Source organism: Paraburkholderia sp. UYCP14C, from assembly GCF_004197395.1.
Taxonomy (GTDB): domain Bacteria; phylum Pseudomonadota; class Gammaproteobacteria; order Burkholderiales; family Burkholderiaceae; genus Paraburkholderia.
In genome coordinates this window covers 32,436-48,351 of the sequence record NZ_SELS01000047.1, presented here as the reverse complement: position 1 = coordinate 48,351, position 15,916 = coordinate 32,436, and the positions used below count along the sequence as shown (strand labels likewise).

General features: G+C 59.5%; 15 protein-coding genes and 1 pseudogene. 7 read left to right on the top strand and 9 right to left on the bottom strand.

Annotation, left to right across the window (positions count from 1 at the left end; all coding sequences use genetic code 11):
- The first annotated feature begins 5 nt into the window (after nucleotides 1-5).
- Nucleotides 6-884 carry a shikimate dehydrogenase gene (locus tag EVC45_RS31900; RefSeq protein WP_129962152.1) on the top strand — a complete coding sequence of 293 codons (879 nt, stop codon included), beginning with the start codon at nucleotides 6-8 and terminating at the stop codon, nucleotides 882-884.
- A gap of 300 nt (nucleotides 885-1,184) precedes the next feature.
- Here EVC45_RS31900 and EVC45_RS31895 read toward each other — a convergent pair.
- From EVC45_RS31895 to EVC45_RS31875, 5 genes and pseudogenes are all read right to left on the bottom strand, one after another.
- A pseudogene (locus tag EVC45_RS31895) lies at nucleotides 1,185-1,376 on the bottom strand (IS110 family transposase); the annotation flags it as partial.
- Nucleotides 1,377-1,473: 97 nt separating this feature from the next.
- Nucleotides 1,474-2,490, bottom strand: coding sequence for a 4-hydroxyproline epimerase (locus tag EVC45_RS31890; RefSeq protein ID WP_129962151.1), 1,017 nt, complete (start codon nucleotides 2,488-2,490; stop codon nucleotides 1,474-1,476).
- Nucleotides 2,491-2,586: 96 nt separating this feature from the next.
- A complete protein-coding gene (locus tag EVC45_RS31885; protein ID WP_129962150.1) occupies nucleotides 2,587-3,708 on the bottom strand; it encodes a tyramine oxidase subunit B in 1,122 nt (373 codons plus the stop codon).
- Nucleotides 3,709-3,764: 56 nt separating this feature from the next.
- The gene (locus tag EVC45_RS31880) at nucleotides 3,765-5,039 is read right to left on the bottom strand and encodes an enolase C-terminal domain-like protein (RefSeq protein ID WP_129962149.1); all 1,275 of its coding nucleotides are present in this window, start codon (nucleotides 5,037-5,039) and stop codon (nucleotides 3,765-3,767) included.
- Entirely contained in the window at nucleotides 5,039-6,448 is a 1,410-nt protein-coding gene (locus EVC45_RS31875) for a glycerate kinase (protein WP_129962174.1), read from the bottom strand. Before EVC45_RS31875 ends, EVC45_RS31880 begins: the two co-directional genes overlap by 1 nt.
- 166 nt (nucleotides 6,449-6,614) lie before the next feature.
- Between EVC45_RS31875 and EVC45_RS31870 the strand changes: the two genes are divergently transcribed.
- From EVC45_RS31870 to EVC45_RS45420, 6 genes are all read left to right on the top strand, one after another.
- Nucleotides 6,615-8,018, top strand: a complete 1,404-nt coding sequence (locus EVC45_RS31870) for a PLP-dependent aminotransferase family protein (RefSeq protein ID WP_129962148.1) — start codon at nucleotides 6,615-6,617, stop codon at nucleotides 8,016-8,018.
- 165 nt (nucleotides 8,019-8,183) lie between these two features.
- The gene (locus EVC45_RS31865) at nucleotides 8,184-9,029 is read left to right on the top strand and encodes a sugar phosphate isomerase/epimerase (protein WP_129962147.1); all 846 of its coding nucleotides are present in this window, start codon (nucleotides 8,184-8,186) and stop codon (nucleotides 9,027-9,029) included.
- 30 nt (nucleotides 9,030-9,059) lie between these two features.
- Nucleotides 9,060-9,257, top strand: coding sequence for a hypothetical protein (locus EVC45_RS31860; protein WP_129962146.1), 198 nt, complete (start codon nucleotides 9,060-9,062; stop codon nucleotides 9,255-9,257).
- A gap of 57 nt (nucleotides 9,258-9,314) precedes the next feature.
- Nucleotides 9,315-10,652 (top strand): MFS transporter, encoded by a 1,338-nt coding sequence (locus tag EVC45_RS31855; protein ID WP_129962145.1) that lies wholly within the window; start codon nucleotides 9,315-9,317, stop codon nucleotides 10,650-10,652.
- A gap of 192 nt (nucleotides 10,653-10,844) precedes the next feature.
- Entirely contained in the window at nucleotides 10,845-11,996 is a 1,152-nt protein-coding gene (locus EVC45_RS31850; protein WP_129962144.1) for a porin, read from the top strand.
- A gap of 210 nt (nucleotides 11,997-12,206) precedes the next feature.
- Entirely contained in the window at nucleotides 12,207-12,545 is a 339-nt protein-coding gene (locus EVC45_RS45420; protein ID WP_136624684.1) for a hypothetical protein, read from the top strand.
- Nucleotides 12,546-12,621: 76 nt separating this feature from the next.
- Here EVC45_RS45420 and EVC45_RS31845 read toward each other — a convergent pair whose 3' ends face one another.
- The 4 genes from EVC45_RS31845 to EVC45_RS31830 all read right to left on the bottom strand — a co-directional run bounded on the left by EVC45_RS31845 (nucleotide 12,622) and on the right by EVC45_RS31830 (nucleotide 15,780).
- The gene (locus EVC45_RS31845; RefSeq protein ID WP_248295331.1) at nucleotides 12,622-12,951 is read right to left on the bottom strand and encodes an SDR family oxidoreductase; all 330 of its coding nucleotides are present in this window, start codon (nucleotides 12,949-12,951) and stop codon (nucleotides 12,622-12,624) included.
- Nucleotides 12,952-13,099: 148 nt separating this feature from the next.
- The gene (locus EVC45_RS31840) at nucleotides 13,100-13,900 is read right to left on the bottom strand and encodes an ATP-binding cassette domain-containing protein (RefSeq protein ID WP_129962143.1); all 801 of its coding nucleotides are present in this window, start codon (nucleotides 13,898-13,900) and stop codon (nucleotides 13,100-13,102) included.
- Entirely contained in the window at nucleotides 13,897-14,877 is a 981-nt protein-coding gene (locus EVC45_RS31835) for an ABC transporter permease (RefSeq protein WP_129962142.1), read from the bottom strand. The genes EVC45_RS31840 and EVC45_RS31835 overlap by 4 nt, the downstream gene beginning before the upstream one ends.
- Nucleotides 14,878-14,886: 9 nt before the next feature.
- The gene (locus tag EVC45_RS31830; RefSeq protein ID WP_248295330.1) at nucleotides 14,887-15,780 is read right to left on the bottom strand and encodes a sugar ABC transporter substrate-binding protein; all 894 of its coding nucleotides are present in this window, start codon (nucleotides 15,778-15,780) and stop codon (nucleotides 14,887-14,889) included.
- Nucleotides 15,781-15,916 lie beyond the last annotated feature (136 nt).

The window sequence follows — 15,916 nt, the reverse complement described above, 5'->3', positions numbered from 1 at the left end:
CTTTCATGATTACCGGAAAAACTGGCGTTTTCTTCATGGTGGCGGACCCGATTGAGCAGGTGCGTACCCCGGAGATTTTCAACAAGGTATTGCCGCTTTGCGACGAAGATGCGGTCATGGTCCCGCTACAGGTCTCCCCGGAGAATCTCGAAGCGACGGTGCGCTCGCTCTTCAGTTCGCCAACGACGCGAGGCATGGTTCTGTCGATTCCGCACAAGACGGCGGCCGCGTCGATCGTCGAACATCTCTCGAAGGGTGCGCAGGTCGCGAACGCCGTCAATGCCATTCGACGCAATGCGGCCGGCGAGTTGGAGGGAGAGTTGTTCGATGGGCTCGGCTTCGTCAAGTCCATGGAGCGCTATGCGATGGAATACCGCGGCAAGTCGGTGTTCCTGGTTGGCGCCGGCGGTGCGGCAAGCGCTATCGCGGCTGCGCTGTCGGAAGGCGCGGTGTCCTCGATCGGTCTGTACGACCCCGATACCGCCAAGGCTCGCCAGTTGGCTCAGTCGATCCAGAAGCAGTACGGCGTGCCCGTTTCCGTGCAGCAGAGCAATGATCCCGCCGCGTTTGAAGTCGTGATCAATGCGTCGCCGCTGGGTCTCAAGACGAACGATCCGCTGCCTGTTCCGACCGATCGCCTCGCACCGAAAGCGCAGGTCTGCGACATCCTGATGAAGAATCAACCCACGCCGTTACTCAGAGCCGCGATGGATAAGGGAATGGCCGTTCTCCCCGGATTCGACATGTTGATTCTGCAAACGCCGTTGTTTCTGGATTTCTTCGGCGCGCACAAAGCGGCCGAACTGCTTCGCGCCGATGATTCCATCGCGCGAGATATGCTGTTTCCGGCGGAGCTTCGGGATCTGGTCAAACGCGCAGCGTAACTCGATTTACGAGGAAAAGCCGGTTCTGCGTTCGCAGAACCGGCTTTTTCATGCGCCCTTTATATGAACGCGTCCCGTTTGCAACAGTTTTCGTGTGTATTGCAGCCAGGATTGCTGCTGCGGGCCTCTATGAAATACGCTGACTCGCACTTCATTCCGTGGCGCGAGCTTGACGCTCGAGGGCGCATTCAGATTTAGCAAGTCTCGACCCTACCTGGTTTGCCATCACACTCGATTGCTGCGCTACCTTTCGATGTTCACCCCCGTGTTAAACGTCGATCTTCTGCTTCGCCTGATCCATCAGGCCGGCTTCATGCTCACGTAGACCTTCTGGTACGGTCGGTCATGGGCCAGCACGGCCCAGATCGTCCGCGCCATCTTGTTCGCCAATGCGACGACCACCACATTCTTTAGCCGCCGCCTCATCATCTGCTCGACCCACTCGCCGGGCTCCTTTGCGTGCTCTATTACGCTACGCGCGCCGTGGATCATCGATGCCGTTGACCCGTGAGGATCCACCTCCCTTTGCGCTTACATTCACGAGTGGGACGCGTTCATTTCATTCCCTCATCAATCAAAGGGGCACGGCTCATCGCGTGAATTCGTCGAGGCTGAATCCGTGCGCGTAAGGCTGCGAGTCATCCACGTAGTGTTCGCCTCGGCCGGTGATCCAGGCCTGTCCTTCGACACTTGGCAGTACCGCGTCGAGGCCGCTGTCGAGCCTGGTGACCGCTTCGACCCGGCCGACGAAAGCGCTCATGATCAGGCTCTGATGAGTGAAGGTCTGCCCCTCGCGCAATAGCCCCCTGGCGAAGCGTTGCGCCACGCGCGCGGACGTGCCCGTTCCGCAAGGCGATCGGTCGATCAGCGTCGCGCCGGCAATGACGACCGCACGGCCATCCGCGTCATCTGCTTGTGGCGCGCCTGTCCACATGCAATGCTTCACGCCGCGAATCGCAGGCTTGTCAGGATGCACGACGTCGATCGTTTGGTTGACCGCTTCCTGCATCTGCCGACCGTACTCCAGCAGTTGCTCGGGCGAGAAATGCTCGCAGCCAGGAAAGTTGGGCTGCACTTCTACGATCGGATAGAAGTTTCCGCCATAGGCAATGTCCACGACGAGTTTCCCGAGCACGGGGTGATTCACCTCGACATCGCGATGGAGCAGGAAGCTCGGCACGTTGGTGAAGCGAACAGCTTTCACGCGGTTGCCGTCCATCTCATAGCGTGCGGACAGTTGACCGGCTGGCACGTCGACGACGACCTTCCCCGCTTGACGAGGCGTGACCAGACCTGTTTCGATGGCGAACGAAATCGAACCGATCGACGCGTGGCCGCACATCGGCAGGAAGCCCGACGTTTCGATGAAGAGCAGGCTCATGTCCGCATCGGCTGACATCGGTGGATACAGGATCGTGCCGGACATATGTGCGTGTCCACGCGGCTCCATCATGAGGGCGCGACGGATCCAGTCATATTCGGCGATGTAGGCTTCCCGAACGTCGGCCATCGAAGCGCGTTGCACGATGGGCGCACCGTTTGTCACCATCCGAACGGGCATGCCTTCGGTATGGCCTTCAATGCATTCGAAACGATATGTGGTCATGGAGTTTTCCAGAGTGGGCGGCCGACTTGCGCAGTTAGATAATTGCAAAAAAGTAAAACTGCCCCGAACGATATTCGGGGCCTGGTAGAAGGCACCTCAGGCCTGGCTGGGTTTTTCCCAGAGATTCAACGACTGGCCAATACCCTTCTGCACAGCATTCCTGTACAGATCATAGCCCCAGCTGATATCGAATACGGCCATGCCGCACGCAATAAAGATGACCCGTTCCTTGCTGCTCTCGCGGCCGGGCTTCACGCCATTGACAACGTCGCCCAGACCCGTCGAATCGGCAAGGGAGGGCAGCTTGCCCGCGTCGATGAGACGATAGAACGGACCGCCGATGACGCCGTTGTAGTACGCCTCCTTGTTGCCGGACGCGATTGCATCCTCTACGTAGGCCTCCTGCAACGCGGTGTGATCGAAGACGATCCTGCAGTTCGTGAGGAAAGACTCGTCCGTGTTGAACGGGCCGGAGACGAGGATGGCGGCGCCTTCCTTGATCCACTCGTCCTTGAAGTAGAGCGGCTTCAGACGAGAGGCCGCGACGGTGATGACGTCGGCATCGCGAAAGCCTTGTTCGGCGTCATCTACCCCTATGGCGCTGACGTGATACGTCGCTTCGACCCAACTCGCGAACTCGTTTGCTTTGTCGAGGAACACGTCGAAGCAGACCACTTTTTCGATTCCTTCGAGCTGGGTCATGATCGCGGTGAAACATGCCTTGTTGATCGGGCCGCAACCGATCACGGAAGCCGTTTTCGCGTCCTTGTTCGCCAGATATTTCGCCGCCACGCCCGGCACAGCACCCGTTCGCGCAGCGCTCAAGAGGTTCGCCGACATCAGCGCGAGCGGCGCGCCGGTGTCCTTGTCGTTGATCATCATCGTGAGGATCGAACGCGGCAGGCCCTTCTGCGCATTGGCATGATTGGAGCCGTACCACTTGTTGCCGCATACATCGAAGCGGCCACCGAGATAACCCGGCATCGCGGCGAAGCGGCGATCCGGTCCGGCTACGGGCATGTTGGGGAACTTCGTCTCTTTCGGGAAAACGATGTTCATGCCGTGGTTGTTGTGATTGGCGCCGCCCATCAGATAGTCGCCTTTGCCAAGCAGGCTGAAGGTCTCTTCGCACACGGAAACACAGCGTGCAGCGTCGAGAACACCGGCGGCGATCATGTCGGGTTCGGAGAGGTACAGAAAATCAATCTTGGGGTACATGGACATACCTTTCTGGCAAAAGAGGTTGTTCGTCTGAGACGTGTGGGCGAGGCGGATCAGAAACGCAGAAGCGGCGTGATGTCATACAGACGGCATGCGGGACTTCGCCCGTTGGCGCGCATGAGGAAGTTGAGCTTTTCGATGCGTTCGCCTGAACGCGGCGCACCGTTTTTCTGGAAAGGCACCTCGAGCCCGACGGAGAAATCCATCACGACGTCGTCCACAACGCCACCCGAGCGGCCCGAGGGCACGGCGATCATTCCGTGTGCTTGCGCGAATCGATACGCATCCATCGCCTCGGTGATCGTGCCGACCTGATTGGGCTTGAGCACGAAGCCATCAACCGCATGCGTGTCATGTGCCTTGCGCAGGAGTTCGAGGTTCGTCACCGTGAGATCGTCGCCTAGCACCATGGTGCGCTTGAGTTCGCGCACGGCCTTGGTATAGCCGGTCCAGTCGTTCTCGTCGAGCAGGTCTTCGATGAAGACGAGATTGAAGCGTTCCGTCAGATACTTCGCGTAGGCGATCAGTTCGTCAGAGGAGACGTGTTCGCCCTTGAGGAGATAGCGACCGCTTTGCTTGTCGTACATCTCGCTCGATGCGCAGTCCAGTGCGAACGCAATGCGGTTGGTGTATCCGCATTGGTCGATCGCTTTTTGCATGAGCATCAGGATCATCTCGGGATCTTCGGACGGCGCGGCGTACCCATAGGAGCTTGCCACTTGTGGCTTGTGCCCGAGATAGGTCGTCAGCACGTCCGCGAGTTTCTGAAACACCGCCACTGCCATTTCGATCGCGAAGTCGATGCTGTCGGTACCGTAGGGCACGATCAGGAATTCGTTGAACGCCTGCGTAAAGCCTTCGTACCGGCCACCATTGACAACGTTGAAGCACGGCACCGGAACGGTTTTGATGTCGCGCCCGGCGATGTGCTCGTAAAGTGGAACGGCCAGTGCGTCGGCCGCGGCACGAAAGGCCGCGATGGAAACGGAATAGATCGTATTGCCGCCCAGACGGTGCTTGTCCGGCGTTCCATCGAGCGCGATCATCCTGTCGTCGATGGCGCGTTGATCGAACACGTTCATGCCGATCAATTCCGGACCGATTATTTTCACCGCGTTTGCCACGGCTTGGTGCACGCTCAGGCCGTTGTACGTCGACGGATCGCCGTCTCGAAGGACGAACGACTCGTGCATGCCGACGGATGTGCCGGTCGGCGCCGCGCCGCGTCCGATCGCGCCACTTTCGGTCCGAATCTCTACCTCAACGGCGGGACGGCATTTGCAGTCGATGATCTGTTGGGCGCGAACGGAGGTGATCTTGTCTTCCATTACTTGTTTTCCTTCGGTGCAGGAACATACAGGATGTTCAGATCACAGAGATTGGTTCCTGTGTTGCCTGTAAAGATGGCGGAGTCAATGGAGGAGAGCGCCTCGTAACAGCTATGTTCGCGCAATGCCTGATAAAGACTGATTTCCTTCGCGGCAGCCGCTTTGAAACTGGTCGAATCCGTGATTCCGCCAGCGACCTTCGCGGTGCCGTCCGTCCCTTCGCTGTCGATGGAGAGGAGACACGCGCCTTGGGTCTTTTCCGCAGTGATGGCGAAACTGACGGCCATCTCCTGGCCCGGGCCGCCATGACCTTTGATCACGCTGTTGTCATCGATCAGCGTGGTCACTTCACCCGAACTCAGCAGTACGCAGGGTGGTTTGATGGGCCTGCCATAGACCTGCACCTCTCTCGCTATCGAGGCCCAGAAGGTGCCCGCATCACGGCTTTCACCCTCGAGGAACGAGGTCACGATCATCGCTGGGAGGCCCATTTCCTCGCAGACTTCCTTCGCGTAGATACACGAATCCGGAAGGGTGTTGAGCAGGAAGTAGGTGTTGTCGGGAAATGCCTTGGGCGTCTCCGCTTCTGGTCCGGCGTGCATCAGGTAGTCGACGACGCTCTTCGGCAGACGGTCCGCTACGTTGCGATTGACGATCGTCGCGCGAGCATCGTCGAGCGTTGTCATGTCGGGACCGATCGGCGTGCTCTTGTAGGCCGCGTAGGGCACCGCGATGTCGCCCGTTGCGGGAGAGCCCACCGCGTCGCTGATGCCGAACCCGATCAACTCGGCGCCGACTGCCTGGATGCGCTTCGCCAGCATGCCGCCGTTCAGCGCCGAGATGTGCCGGCGTACCGCATTGATTTCGTAGATGCCGGCGCCTGACTTGAGCAGCACATCGGTCGTGTCGATTTCATCCTGCAGCGTGATCCCATCGATCGGACACGACATGAGCGCAGAACTGCCGCCGCTGATGACTGCAATAAACAGATCGTCCGGCCCTGCCTGATCGACGAGCTCGATGATCTTTCGCGACGCGCGATGGCCCTCTTCGTTGGGCAGCGGGTGGCCACCCACGAACACTTCCGTTCTGTTGAAACGGTCCGATTCCTCGTGGATCTTCACGATGGCGATGCCGTACGTCAGGCGATCGCCGAGCACGTGATCGACCGCCATCGCCATGTGATTGCAGGCCTTGCCGGCGCCGATCAGATACACATTACGCTTCTTCGACAGATCCCACGAGCGCGTGCCAATGTGCAGCACGTCGCCGTCGAGACGCATGATGCTTTGAATGCGTCGATAGCTGTCCAGACGCTCGAGTGTGCGATCGGCAATCTCGAGAACGATTCGGCGCGAATCAATGTCGCCGTGCGAAAGAAGCTGTGCGGAGTTACGTATTTTCTTCATACGGGTATCTCTTGGGAATTGCGATCTCGCCAAATTCGTGTGGCGATAACGTAAGTGCAATTTAGATAAATACCCTGCACAGATACATGTACACTTGGATGGACACGCGGATCGCTGTATATGCGCCGCGACCTGTACACATCGTGTTATTCGGTCGAGTTTTTGAATGAAGCCCTTTCTTTCGTTGGATGCCGCTGCCGAGGCCTCGCTCACCATGCAAATCGTCGCGGGTATCGTGCAGGAGGTCGAAGAGAAGCGTTGGCGACCCGGCGCACGCGTGCCGAGCATTCGCGCGTTCGCGGGCGCACATGGCGTGTCGACCTTTACGGTGGTGGAAGCCTATGATCGCCTCGTCGCGCAAGGCGTTCTGGTTGCACGACGGGGCTCGGGCTTTTATGTATCGGACCGACGTCTGGGCGCTCCACAGAAGACGGCAGAAAAGCTCGACGAGAAAGTCACTAATGGATGGCTGGTGCGAAATTTTCTCGGCACCAACGAAGGGGCGATTCACGCAGGCGCAGGATGGCTGCCGGAAACGTGGTTCGACAACGAAGCGATCGCGCGCTCGCTAAGGCAGCTTGCGGCGCATCCTGAGCATCTTCTGGGTTACGGACATGCGCGGGGTTTCGATCGGCTGCGCGAACAGATCGTGAGGCAGTTGGCCGAGTACGGAATCGAAACCGACGTCGATGGCGTGATGACCACGCTGGGCGCGAATCAGGCGCTCGATCTGGTGATCCGGCAGTGCACCCAGCCGGGCGATGTCGTGATGGTGGAAGAGCCTTGCTACAGCGATCTTCTGGTCGCCCTGCGTATGCGGGATGTCGAAACCATCGGCATACCGATGACTCCCGCCGGGCCGGACGTCACCGCGATGGAAGCGGCACTCGCCACCCATCGGCCGAAGCTCTACTTCACCAATAGCCGTCTGCATAACCCGACGGGGGCAAGCTACAACTCCGCGACCGCGTACAAGGTGCTGAAAGCGGCCGAGCGCTACGATTGCCTGATCGTCGAGGACGATGTGTCCGCTGATCTCGTGCAAGGCGGACAGTTCACGCTCGCGTCGTTGGATCAGTTGAAGAATGTCATTTACGTCGGCAGTTTCTCGAAGACCATAGGCGCGGGCTTGCGAGTCGGCTTTGTCGTTGCCGACCCTGCTGTTATCGAGGGCCTGCTTTATCAGAAGCTGGTGTCAGGCATGTCGACTCCGACTGTCACCGAGCGGCTGGTGAGCGGGGTCCTGTCTGAAGGACACTACCGGAAGCAGACCGAACAGTTGCGAGATCGCCTTGCTGCCGCGCAGGAAAGGACTTGCCGGAGGCTCGAGGCGAGCGGCTTCGAGGTTTTTTGCGAGCCTCGGGCTGGAATGTTCGTTTGGGCGAAGGAGGCTGGCATCGACGGTGATTCGTCGCAATTGGCCGAGTTGGCCCTGAAAGAACGGATTCTGCTGGCGCCCGGACATCTCTTCTTTGCAGGCCGCGTCAAGACCGGATGGCTCCGGTTCAACGTTGCGCATTGCAATTTCGATCGTCTATTCAACTTTCTCGCCGAATCCATTGGCCGCTGAGGCCTTCCATATTCAGTCTCTCCAACTGTGCAGCCGCGACCACCTATACAGGTATCGCGACGTGTACATGTCGCCCGCTATTTCGGCGGGCGAGCATGCCGTGAACGCACGACGATGACGCACGCGCTCTATGCGCGGCTGGCCGATCACATGGAGAGAAACCGCATGAGTCACGACCTTTCACGGTTCGCTATCAATCAGATAACCACGCCCAGGTGGACAATGCCTGAAGCACTCGACGGCTACAAGCGTCAGGGCGTCAGCGGCATTGCGGTCTGGAGACAGTTCCTCGAGGATTATGGCGTGGCGCGCACGCGCAAGCATCTCGACGAACTGGAAATGTGGGTGCCGTCGCTGTGCACCAGCGAGTGGCTCAACGTAAGCGTCGACAAGAGCATGGCTGAGGCGATCGACACGAATCGACGCCTGCTCGACGCAGCCGCGGAGATCGGCGCGGGCTGCCTGATGATGGTCGTTGGCGGCATGCCACCGGATAGCAAGGACATTCAGGGCCAACGTGCGCGTGTGCGCGATGCGCTGTTCGCGCTGCTGCCGCATGCGCGAGAAGTCGGCGTAAAGCTGGGTCTGGAGCCGCTGCATCCGATGTATGCGGGAGACCGCAGTGTCCTCAATTCGATCAAGGTCGCCAACGATCTATGCGATGAACTCGGGGAGGGGGCGGGGCTCGTTCCCGATGTTTACCACTGTTGGTGGGACCCAGTCTTCGAAGCGGAGCTTCGGCGCGCGGGTCCGGAGCGCATCGTCAGCTTCCATTACTGCGACTGGCTCGTGCCGACGCGAAATCTGCGTGACCGCGGGATGGTTGGCGACGGCGTCATCGATATTCCACGCATCAAAGGATGGCTGGACGATATCGGCTATGCCGGGCCGTTCGAGCTGGAGATTTTCTCTGAGCTGGATTGGTGGGAACGTCCTCCCGAAGAGACTGTCCGCGTGGCTATCGAGCGATGCGGGCCTCATGTCGGCACGGTTTCATCCGATCAGGCGTAAGCGCACTCCGCTTTAATTTCAGGGAAGACCATGAATCGCTTATCCATCGGGAAAGGCGTGTGCGGTGACGCGCGCGCGGAAAACGCCGGCGAGCCTGAAGGCGCGCATAAGGAAGATGTCGAGAACAAGGTGCGAAAAGGCTTGGGCGTGGCGCTGCTGCCTCATCACCCTGCCATGCAGTATGACTGGATGGATCATCACGCGATATTCGAAACGAGCGAATGGTAGTCGTGACACCGCAAACATCAGCCTCGAAATCCATTTTAATTTTCATCGGCGGATTCCATGTCGACCGGCCCCACGGTTCCCGCTGATCGCCTTTCGGCGATTGGAGCGCCCAGTATTGACGCGCTGTATGGCAGAGTAACCGCGCGTCTGCTGACACTGTTCTTTTTGTGTTTTCTCGCTGCGTACCTCGATCGCGTCAACATCGGATTGGCGAAGCTGCAGATGCTCGACGCGCTCGATTTCAGCGACCGCGTATATGGTCTCGGCGCCGGACTCTTCTTCGTCGGATACGTCGCCTTCGAGATACCGAGCAATCTGGTACTCGAGAAAGTTGGCGCCAAGGTCTGGATCGCGCGCGTGATGATCACATGGGGCGTGCTATCCGGTGCGACGCTGTTGGTCAAGACTCCGCTTCAATTCTATATTGCGCGATTCTTGCTCGGCGCTGCCGAAGCCGGGTTCGTGCCGGGCGTGCTGCTTTATCTGTCGCAATGGTTTCCCTATGAACGGCGCGCGCGGATCGTCGCGTTGTTCATGATCGGGATTCCAATCGCGAGCCTTGTTGGCAACCCGATATCCGGCTGGCTGATGAACGTGATGGACGGTGTGCGCGGCTTCGGCGGATGGCAGTGGCTGTTTCTGACCGAAGCGCTGCCGGCGGTCATGCTAGGCGTCTTCGTGTTGCTGTGGCTGCCCAATAGCATCGATAAGACAACATGGCTCTCGATCGAGGAGAAGCGAATCCTGCTCGATAACCTCGACAGTCATCCGCATGTCGAGAAGATCTCGTCGCTCAAACATGTGTTCATCGACCGGAGGCTGTGGATTTTGGGTCTCATCGACGCCTGCATCATGATCGGCGTTTATGCGACGAGTTTCTGGCTGCCGTCGATCCTGCGCGACACAGGCTTGCGCGATCCGTTCGCGATCGGCCTCTGGATGGTCCCGCCGAATGCGGCCGCCGTGCTGAGCATGCTGTGGTGCGGCCGCAGCTCTGATCGTGCTCGCGAACGCCGCTGGCACATGGCAGTGCCCTGTCTGGTCGCGGGCTGTGGGCTGTTCGTGATCGCGTTCACACCTCACACCACGCTCACGACCGTCGTGCTTTTCTCGCTGATCAACGCGGGCGCGGCGGCGACGATTCCGGTCATATGGACGCTTCCACCCACCTTTCTCAAAGGAACCGGCGCTGCCGCAGGTATCGCGATGATCACATCGCTTGCCAATCTGGGCGGCTTTATCGGCACGTATCTGTTGGGCTGGTTGAACGATGAATTTCATTCCCAGCGAGTCGGAATGGTTGGGTTCGGCATGTGCATGTTGCTGGGGTGCGCACTGGCACTCGCCTACCCAAAAACGGACGACGGCCGGAGGCAGGCACGACGTGCCGGATGATGGCCAATCTGATAGGTCGCGCCGAACGCTGGCCGCTGAGCACTAGTGCAGTGAGCCATACGTCGCGTGGAAGGTTGGAAGCGCGGCAAGCGGAGGAAAGTCCCATCGACGGGACTTTCCTGAAGGATTGAATGCATTGCCATCAGGCCGATGCGAAACAGCAGTAAAAAAACTACTACCTTGGAGATCTAAATGCATAGATGCAGGCTGGCGCTGGCTTCGAGCCTCGCTTTGTTATCCTTTCCCGTCTTTGCTCAAAGCTCGGTCACACTGTATGGTGTTATTGACGAAGGCCTCGACTTCACGAACAACGCCCAGGGAAGCCAGGTCTACAGAATGCAAAGCGGCGATGTGCAGGGAAGCCGCTGGGGCCTGAAAGGAACGGAAGATCTGGGAGGCGGACTCAAAGCTGTGTTCCAGATTGAAAGCGGCTTCGATGTCAATAACGGCAAGCTCGGGCAGGGCGGCCTTGCTTTTGGAAGGCAGGCTTATGTCGGGCTCTCGACTGGACAGTTCGGTACGGTTACATTAGGGCGGCAGTACGACTCGGTTGTCGACTACCTGGCGCAAACCACCGTCAACGGAAATTGGGGCGGGTACCTTTTCGCCCATCCGTACGATAACGACAACACCGACAATACCTTCCGCGTCAACAACACCGTCAAGTACACCAGCCCGTCGTTCGCCGGTTTCCAGTTTGGTGGAACGTACAGCTTCAGCAACGACACGAACTTCGCGAACAATCGACAGTACAGCGCGGGCGCGCAATACACCGTTGGCGGTCTGCTGCTCGCTGCAGCTTACCTGCAGGCCAACAATCCGTCCGCAACGTCATATGGTGCCATCAACAACGGCGGCGATGAAAACTTCGTTGCCAAACGTCTGCAGATTTTCGGGGCCGGCGTGAATTATGTGTTTGGCTCGACAACCGTCGGTTTCGCCTACACCAACACCTATCTTACGCAGCCACTCAGTTCCGCATATGTTGGCCCGATCACGCCTGCTGGCGGTGCGACGTTGTCATCGCTTCGCTTCAACAACTTTGAGGTCAACGCAAAGTACCAGTTCACACCGGCCTTCTATGTGGGCGGAATGTACACCTACACGCACGTGAGCTTCGATGCGACGAGCGGAAAAACTCACCCGGTTTTCCATCAGGCGGGACTCATGGCGGACTACAACCTGTCAAAGCGGACGGACGTATACGTTCAAGGAGTTTATCAGCACGCAGGAGGTGACAAGACCGGCTCAGTGCTGGACTTCGCCTATGTGCCGGGCGCTGCCGACGTGTCCTCAACGTCCAATCAGATCGTCGCCAGGGTCGGAATCCGGCATAAGTTCTAGAGCGGTGCAGGTCCGGGACGTGTGAGTGCGTCTCGGACGAAGAGCCTATGACGAAGCTCGGTAACGTGAGCCTGGATCAACGGTGGGATCGTCGTTGGTTCAATACAGCAAACGGCCGTTACGACCGGACCTGGAATCAATCCAGTTTCGACACCGTCGGCTGGTAGTCGGATCCGGAGCGAGTAAGTTCAATTCGTGGAGCGACATGACATGGAACGTAACAAGGGTATGAGAGATAGCGAGGCATTTTGCCGGGAGGCGGAAAAGCAGGTTGACACCTGCCCTTCGGGAGCATCGCAATTGTTGAGCCCGGTCATGTCGGCATCACCGCTCGGATTCGCTATAAGTGCTCATTATGAGCCTCGATCCATGCCAGCCGGAAACCGGAAGGGCCGCAATCAGTGCGGTTTGCCTGGGCGGAGGGCATTGCAAAGGTCGCTGACTGATCTTGCGCATCATCTCTGCCTCGAGTTGACGGTAATCCTCAGGCTTACCCCCGAGCGGGTGCTCAAGTCGGTATTGCTTGCCGCGATCCCCGGCTACAACTGAAAGGACCAGGGGCGCAACTGGGTTCGCAATTCGGCGGTAGGCGAGGGATGACCGAGATTCGTGAATACCTGAAGCTTCAGATATTAAAGATGACCGGCGGGCCCTCTTCTGTACGCTTGCGTCGCATCACCGCGACCGCTTCCTGCATCAGGAAGAACGGCACGCGCACATTTGTCGCGAAGAGCCGGTCGAAGCGCTCGTGGTTCGTGTCGAGTAAGGTGCCGCGATCGGTCATGGCCGCGGCGTTGACGAGTACATCGACGCGTCCGAAATGCGCATCGGTCGCGGCGATGACTGAGCGGCAATCGCCGACGCGAGTGAGATCGGCGGCCACGAAGCGCACGTCGCTGGCGCCACTGAGCGCTCGCGCCCTGGCCTCGCCTTTTTCCTTCGAGTGCCGGCACATAACCACCCCGCGCGCGACGCTCGACGAACGGTGCGGCGATCGCCGCACCGAGCCCCTGCGTGCCCCCCGTGACAACGGCTACTTTCCTTTCGAACGGTTTCATCAATGCTTACTCCGCAACGACGGGGTTGAATCAGGTTAAGCCCCGTTAAAGCAGGTCGGTGACTTCATCGATGGATGTCTGCGCCACGGAGCGGTCGAGCACTACTTCGCCGCGCGCCATCGCGACGATCCGGTCGCAGGAATGAAACACATGCTGCAGGTTGTGGCTGATGAAGACGCCCGTGATGCCCTGCTCGGAAAGTCCTCGCACGAAGCCGATCACCTTGTCGGTTTCCTTGACAGACAGATGGTTGGTCGGCTCGTCGAGGATCAGCAGCTTCGACTTGAAGTGCATTGCGCGCGCAATCGCCACGCCCTGCCGCTGTCCGCCTGATAGCTCGCCGAGCAGCGCTTCGGCGGATCGCAGATGCAGGTCGACATCGGCAATCGCCTTGACCGCTTCGCTGCGCATGCGCGCGTGATTCATCGGCCCGATGCCGAACAGCGAAAAGAGCAGCGGCTCCCGGCCGATAAACAGATTGCGCGCAATCGACAAGTTGGGCACGAGCGAGTTGTGCTGATGTATTGTTTCGATGCCGAGTTGCATCGCCGCTTTCGGTGAGCGGATGCGCACCGCTTGTCCCTGAAACAGGATCTCGCCTTCGTCGGGCCGGTGCACACCGGAGAGGATCTTGATCAGTGTCGATTTGCCCGCGCCGTTGTCGCCGAGCAGGCCGACTACTTCACCGCGCCGGAATTCCAGGCTCACACCCTTCAGTGCGTGGACTCCCGAATACCACTTATGGAGGTTGCGCACGGCCATCAACGGCGCCGACGCACTCTCGGCATCCACGGGCGCTTTCGTATAGGACTGCAGTTCACCGGTATGCGAGGAGATCGTGTTCATAGTTGTACCTTTAGATGTCGCGCCGTGCGGCGCATCCACGCGTTGGCAATCACCGCAAAGATGGTCAGGCTACCGACCGCGAACTCGAACCAGTTTGCATCGACCTGGGTCAGCACGAGCCCGTTGTCGATTACACGAATCAGCAGCGCCCCGACCACCGCGCCGAGCACGTTGCCAATGCCGCCGGAGAGCGCGGTGCCGCCGATCACTGCAGCGGCCACCGCCTGCAGTTCAAGTCCGTCGCCAATCGACGGTAGCGCGGCGCCGAGGCGCAGCACCTGGATCATCCCGGTGAATCCAGCGAGCACGGCGCACAGCACGAACGAAAACAGCTTCACGCGCCGCGCCGGCACACCGCTCGCGACCGAGGCTTCGAGAAAGCCGCCGGTTGCCTTCATCCAGCTACCGAGATTGGTGGCGGACAACAGATATGCTGCCGCCGCGCCGATGCCGGTGAACCAGAGGAACGAGGCGCGAAAAAGGCCGTCCGGTCCGATGAAACTCACGAACAGGCTGGCGGGCATCTGCTCGAGCGGCAGGTTGGGCGGAAAGCCACCGGACAGCACGACCGTCAGCGACCTGACAATGAACAGCATGCCGAGCGTCGTGATGAAGCTTGGAATGTTGAACACCAGCGTGATGAGCCCGTTAGCGAAGCCGATCGCCGCGGCCACCATGAGCCCGATGACGAATGCTGGCCAGAACGGCAAACCGGCGTTGACCAGTAGCGTGACCGACATCGGCGTGAGCGCGAACACCGAACCCACCGAGAGGTCGAATTCGCCGCAGATCATCAGCAACGTCACGCCGATCGCAACGAGCCCGACCTCGGGCAGCACGCCGAGAATGCCGCGCAGGTTATCGGCGCTGAGGAACACCATCTGCGAGCGCATCTGGAACAGGCCGACCAGCACGGCCAGCAGCACGATGCCCGCCAGTTCCGGCTTCTGAAGATAGATCTTGAGCAGTTTCTTCACGAAGATCTCCTAACGCAGGCCGCGTTGCGACAGACTCATCACGAGATCCGCCTGCGCAGGCATCACGAGCGAATCGCCGGTGTTGATGTCAGCGGGCGCAAGGCCGAACGACTTCGCCAGATACACCTGCATCACCGGCATGAAGCCCTGCGTGTACGGTTGCTGATCGACCTCCGCCTGGATATAACCAGTCTTCATCATCTGCAGTACCTGCGGCACGATATCGAAGCCGGCGAGCAGAACCTTGCCGGGCGGAACGCCGCGGTCCATCAGCGTGCGCGCGACCGCCGCATGGAAAAAGCCCATGTCGAAATACGCGGTCGTGTCCGGGTGCGCGGTGAGGTAGGCGCCTACGCGCTCACCGGTTACGGACAGATCGGTGCCCGAGTCGATTCGGTTGACGACGATCGTGCGGTTGGGGTTGGCGCGCTTCCAGTCGTCGAGACCTTCCATCACGCCTTTCGCGCGCTGTTCGGCCCAGTTTTGCCCCGGCGCGCTGACGCCAACTAGTACGCGGATCGGGCCGTCTTTCGGAAACTGGCTCGTCAATTGATGGGCTAGGCTGCGTCCGGCGGGCACGAAGTTCTGGCCGATGAAGGCCTGACGTCTCGCCGCGCCCGCCGCGCCCGAACTCTGGTCGACGTTATAGGCGATCACCATCACGTCCTTTGCGCGGGCTTCGTTGATCAACGGCGTGAGCGCCTTGTCGTCGACGATGGTTGTGAGGATCGCATCGGGTTTGCGCGCGAGCGCCGCCTGGAAGTTTGCGCTCTGCTGTTCGATAGAGCCGTCGGTCTGCGTGAAGACCATCTGACAATGCGCCTGAATGCGGGCGCAGGCATCGTCGAAGCCTTTCTTCACAGCCTGCCAGAACGCGTTGGTCGCCGCTCCGTGCGTCAGCATGACGATGGTCGGCGGCTCGGTTCTTTGCGACGCACTTGCGGAAAAAGCCGCGCATGCAAGACATGCCGCGGTCGCGAGCCTGACTGCGCGCGCGCAGATTTGGGTTGGGCTCTGTGTCATCTCCTGTCTCCTTTTA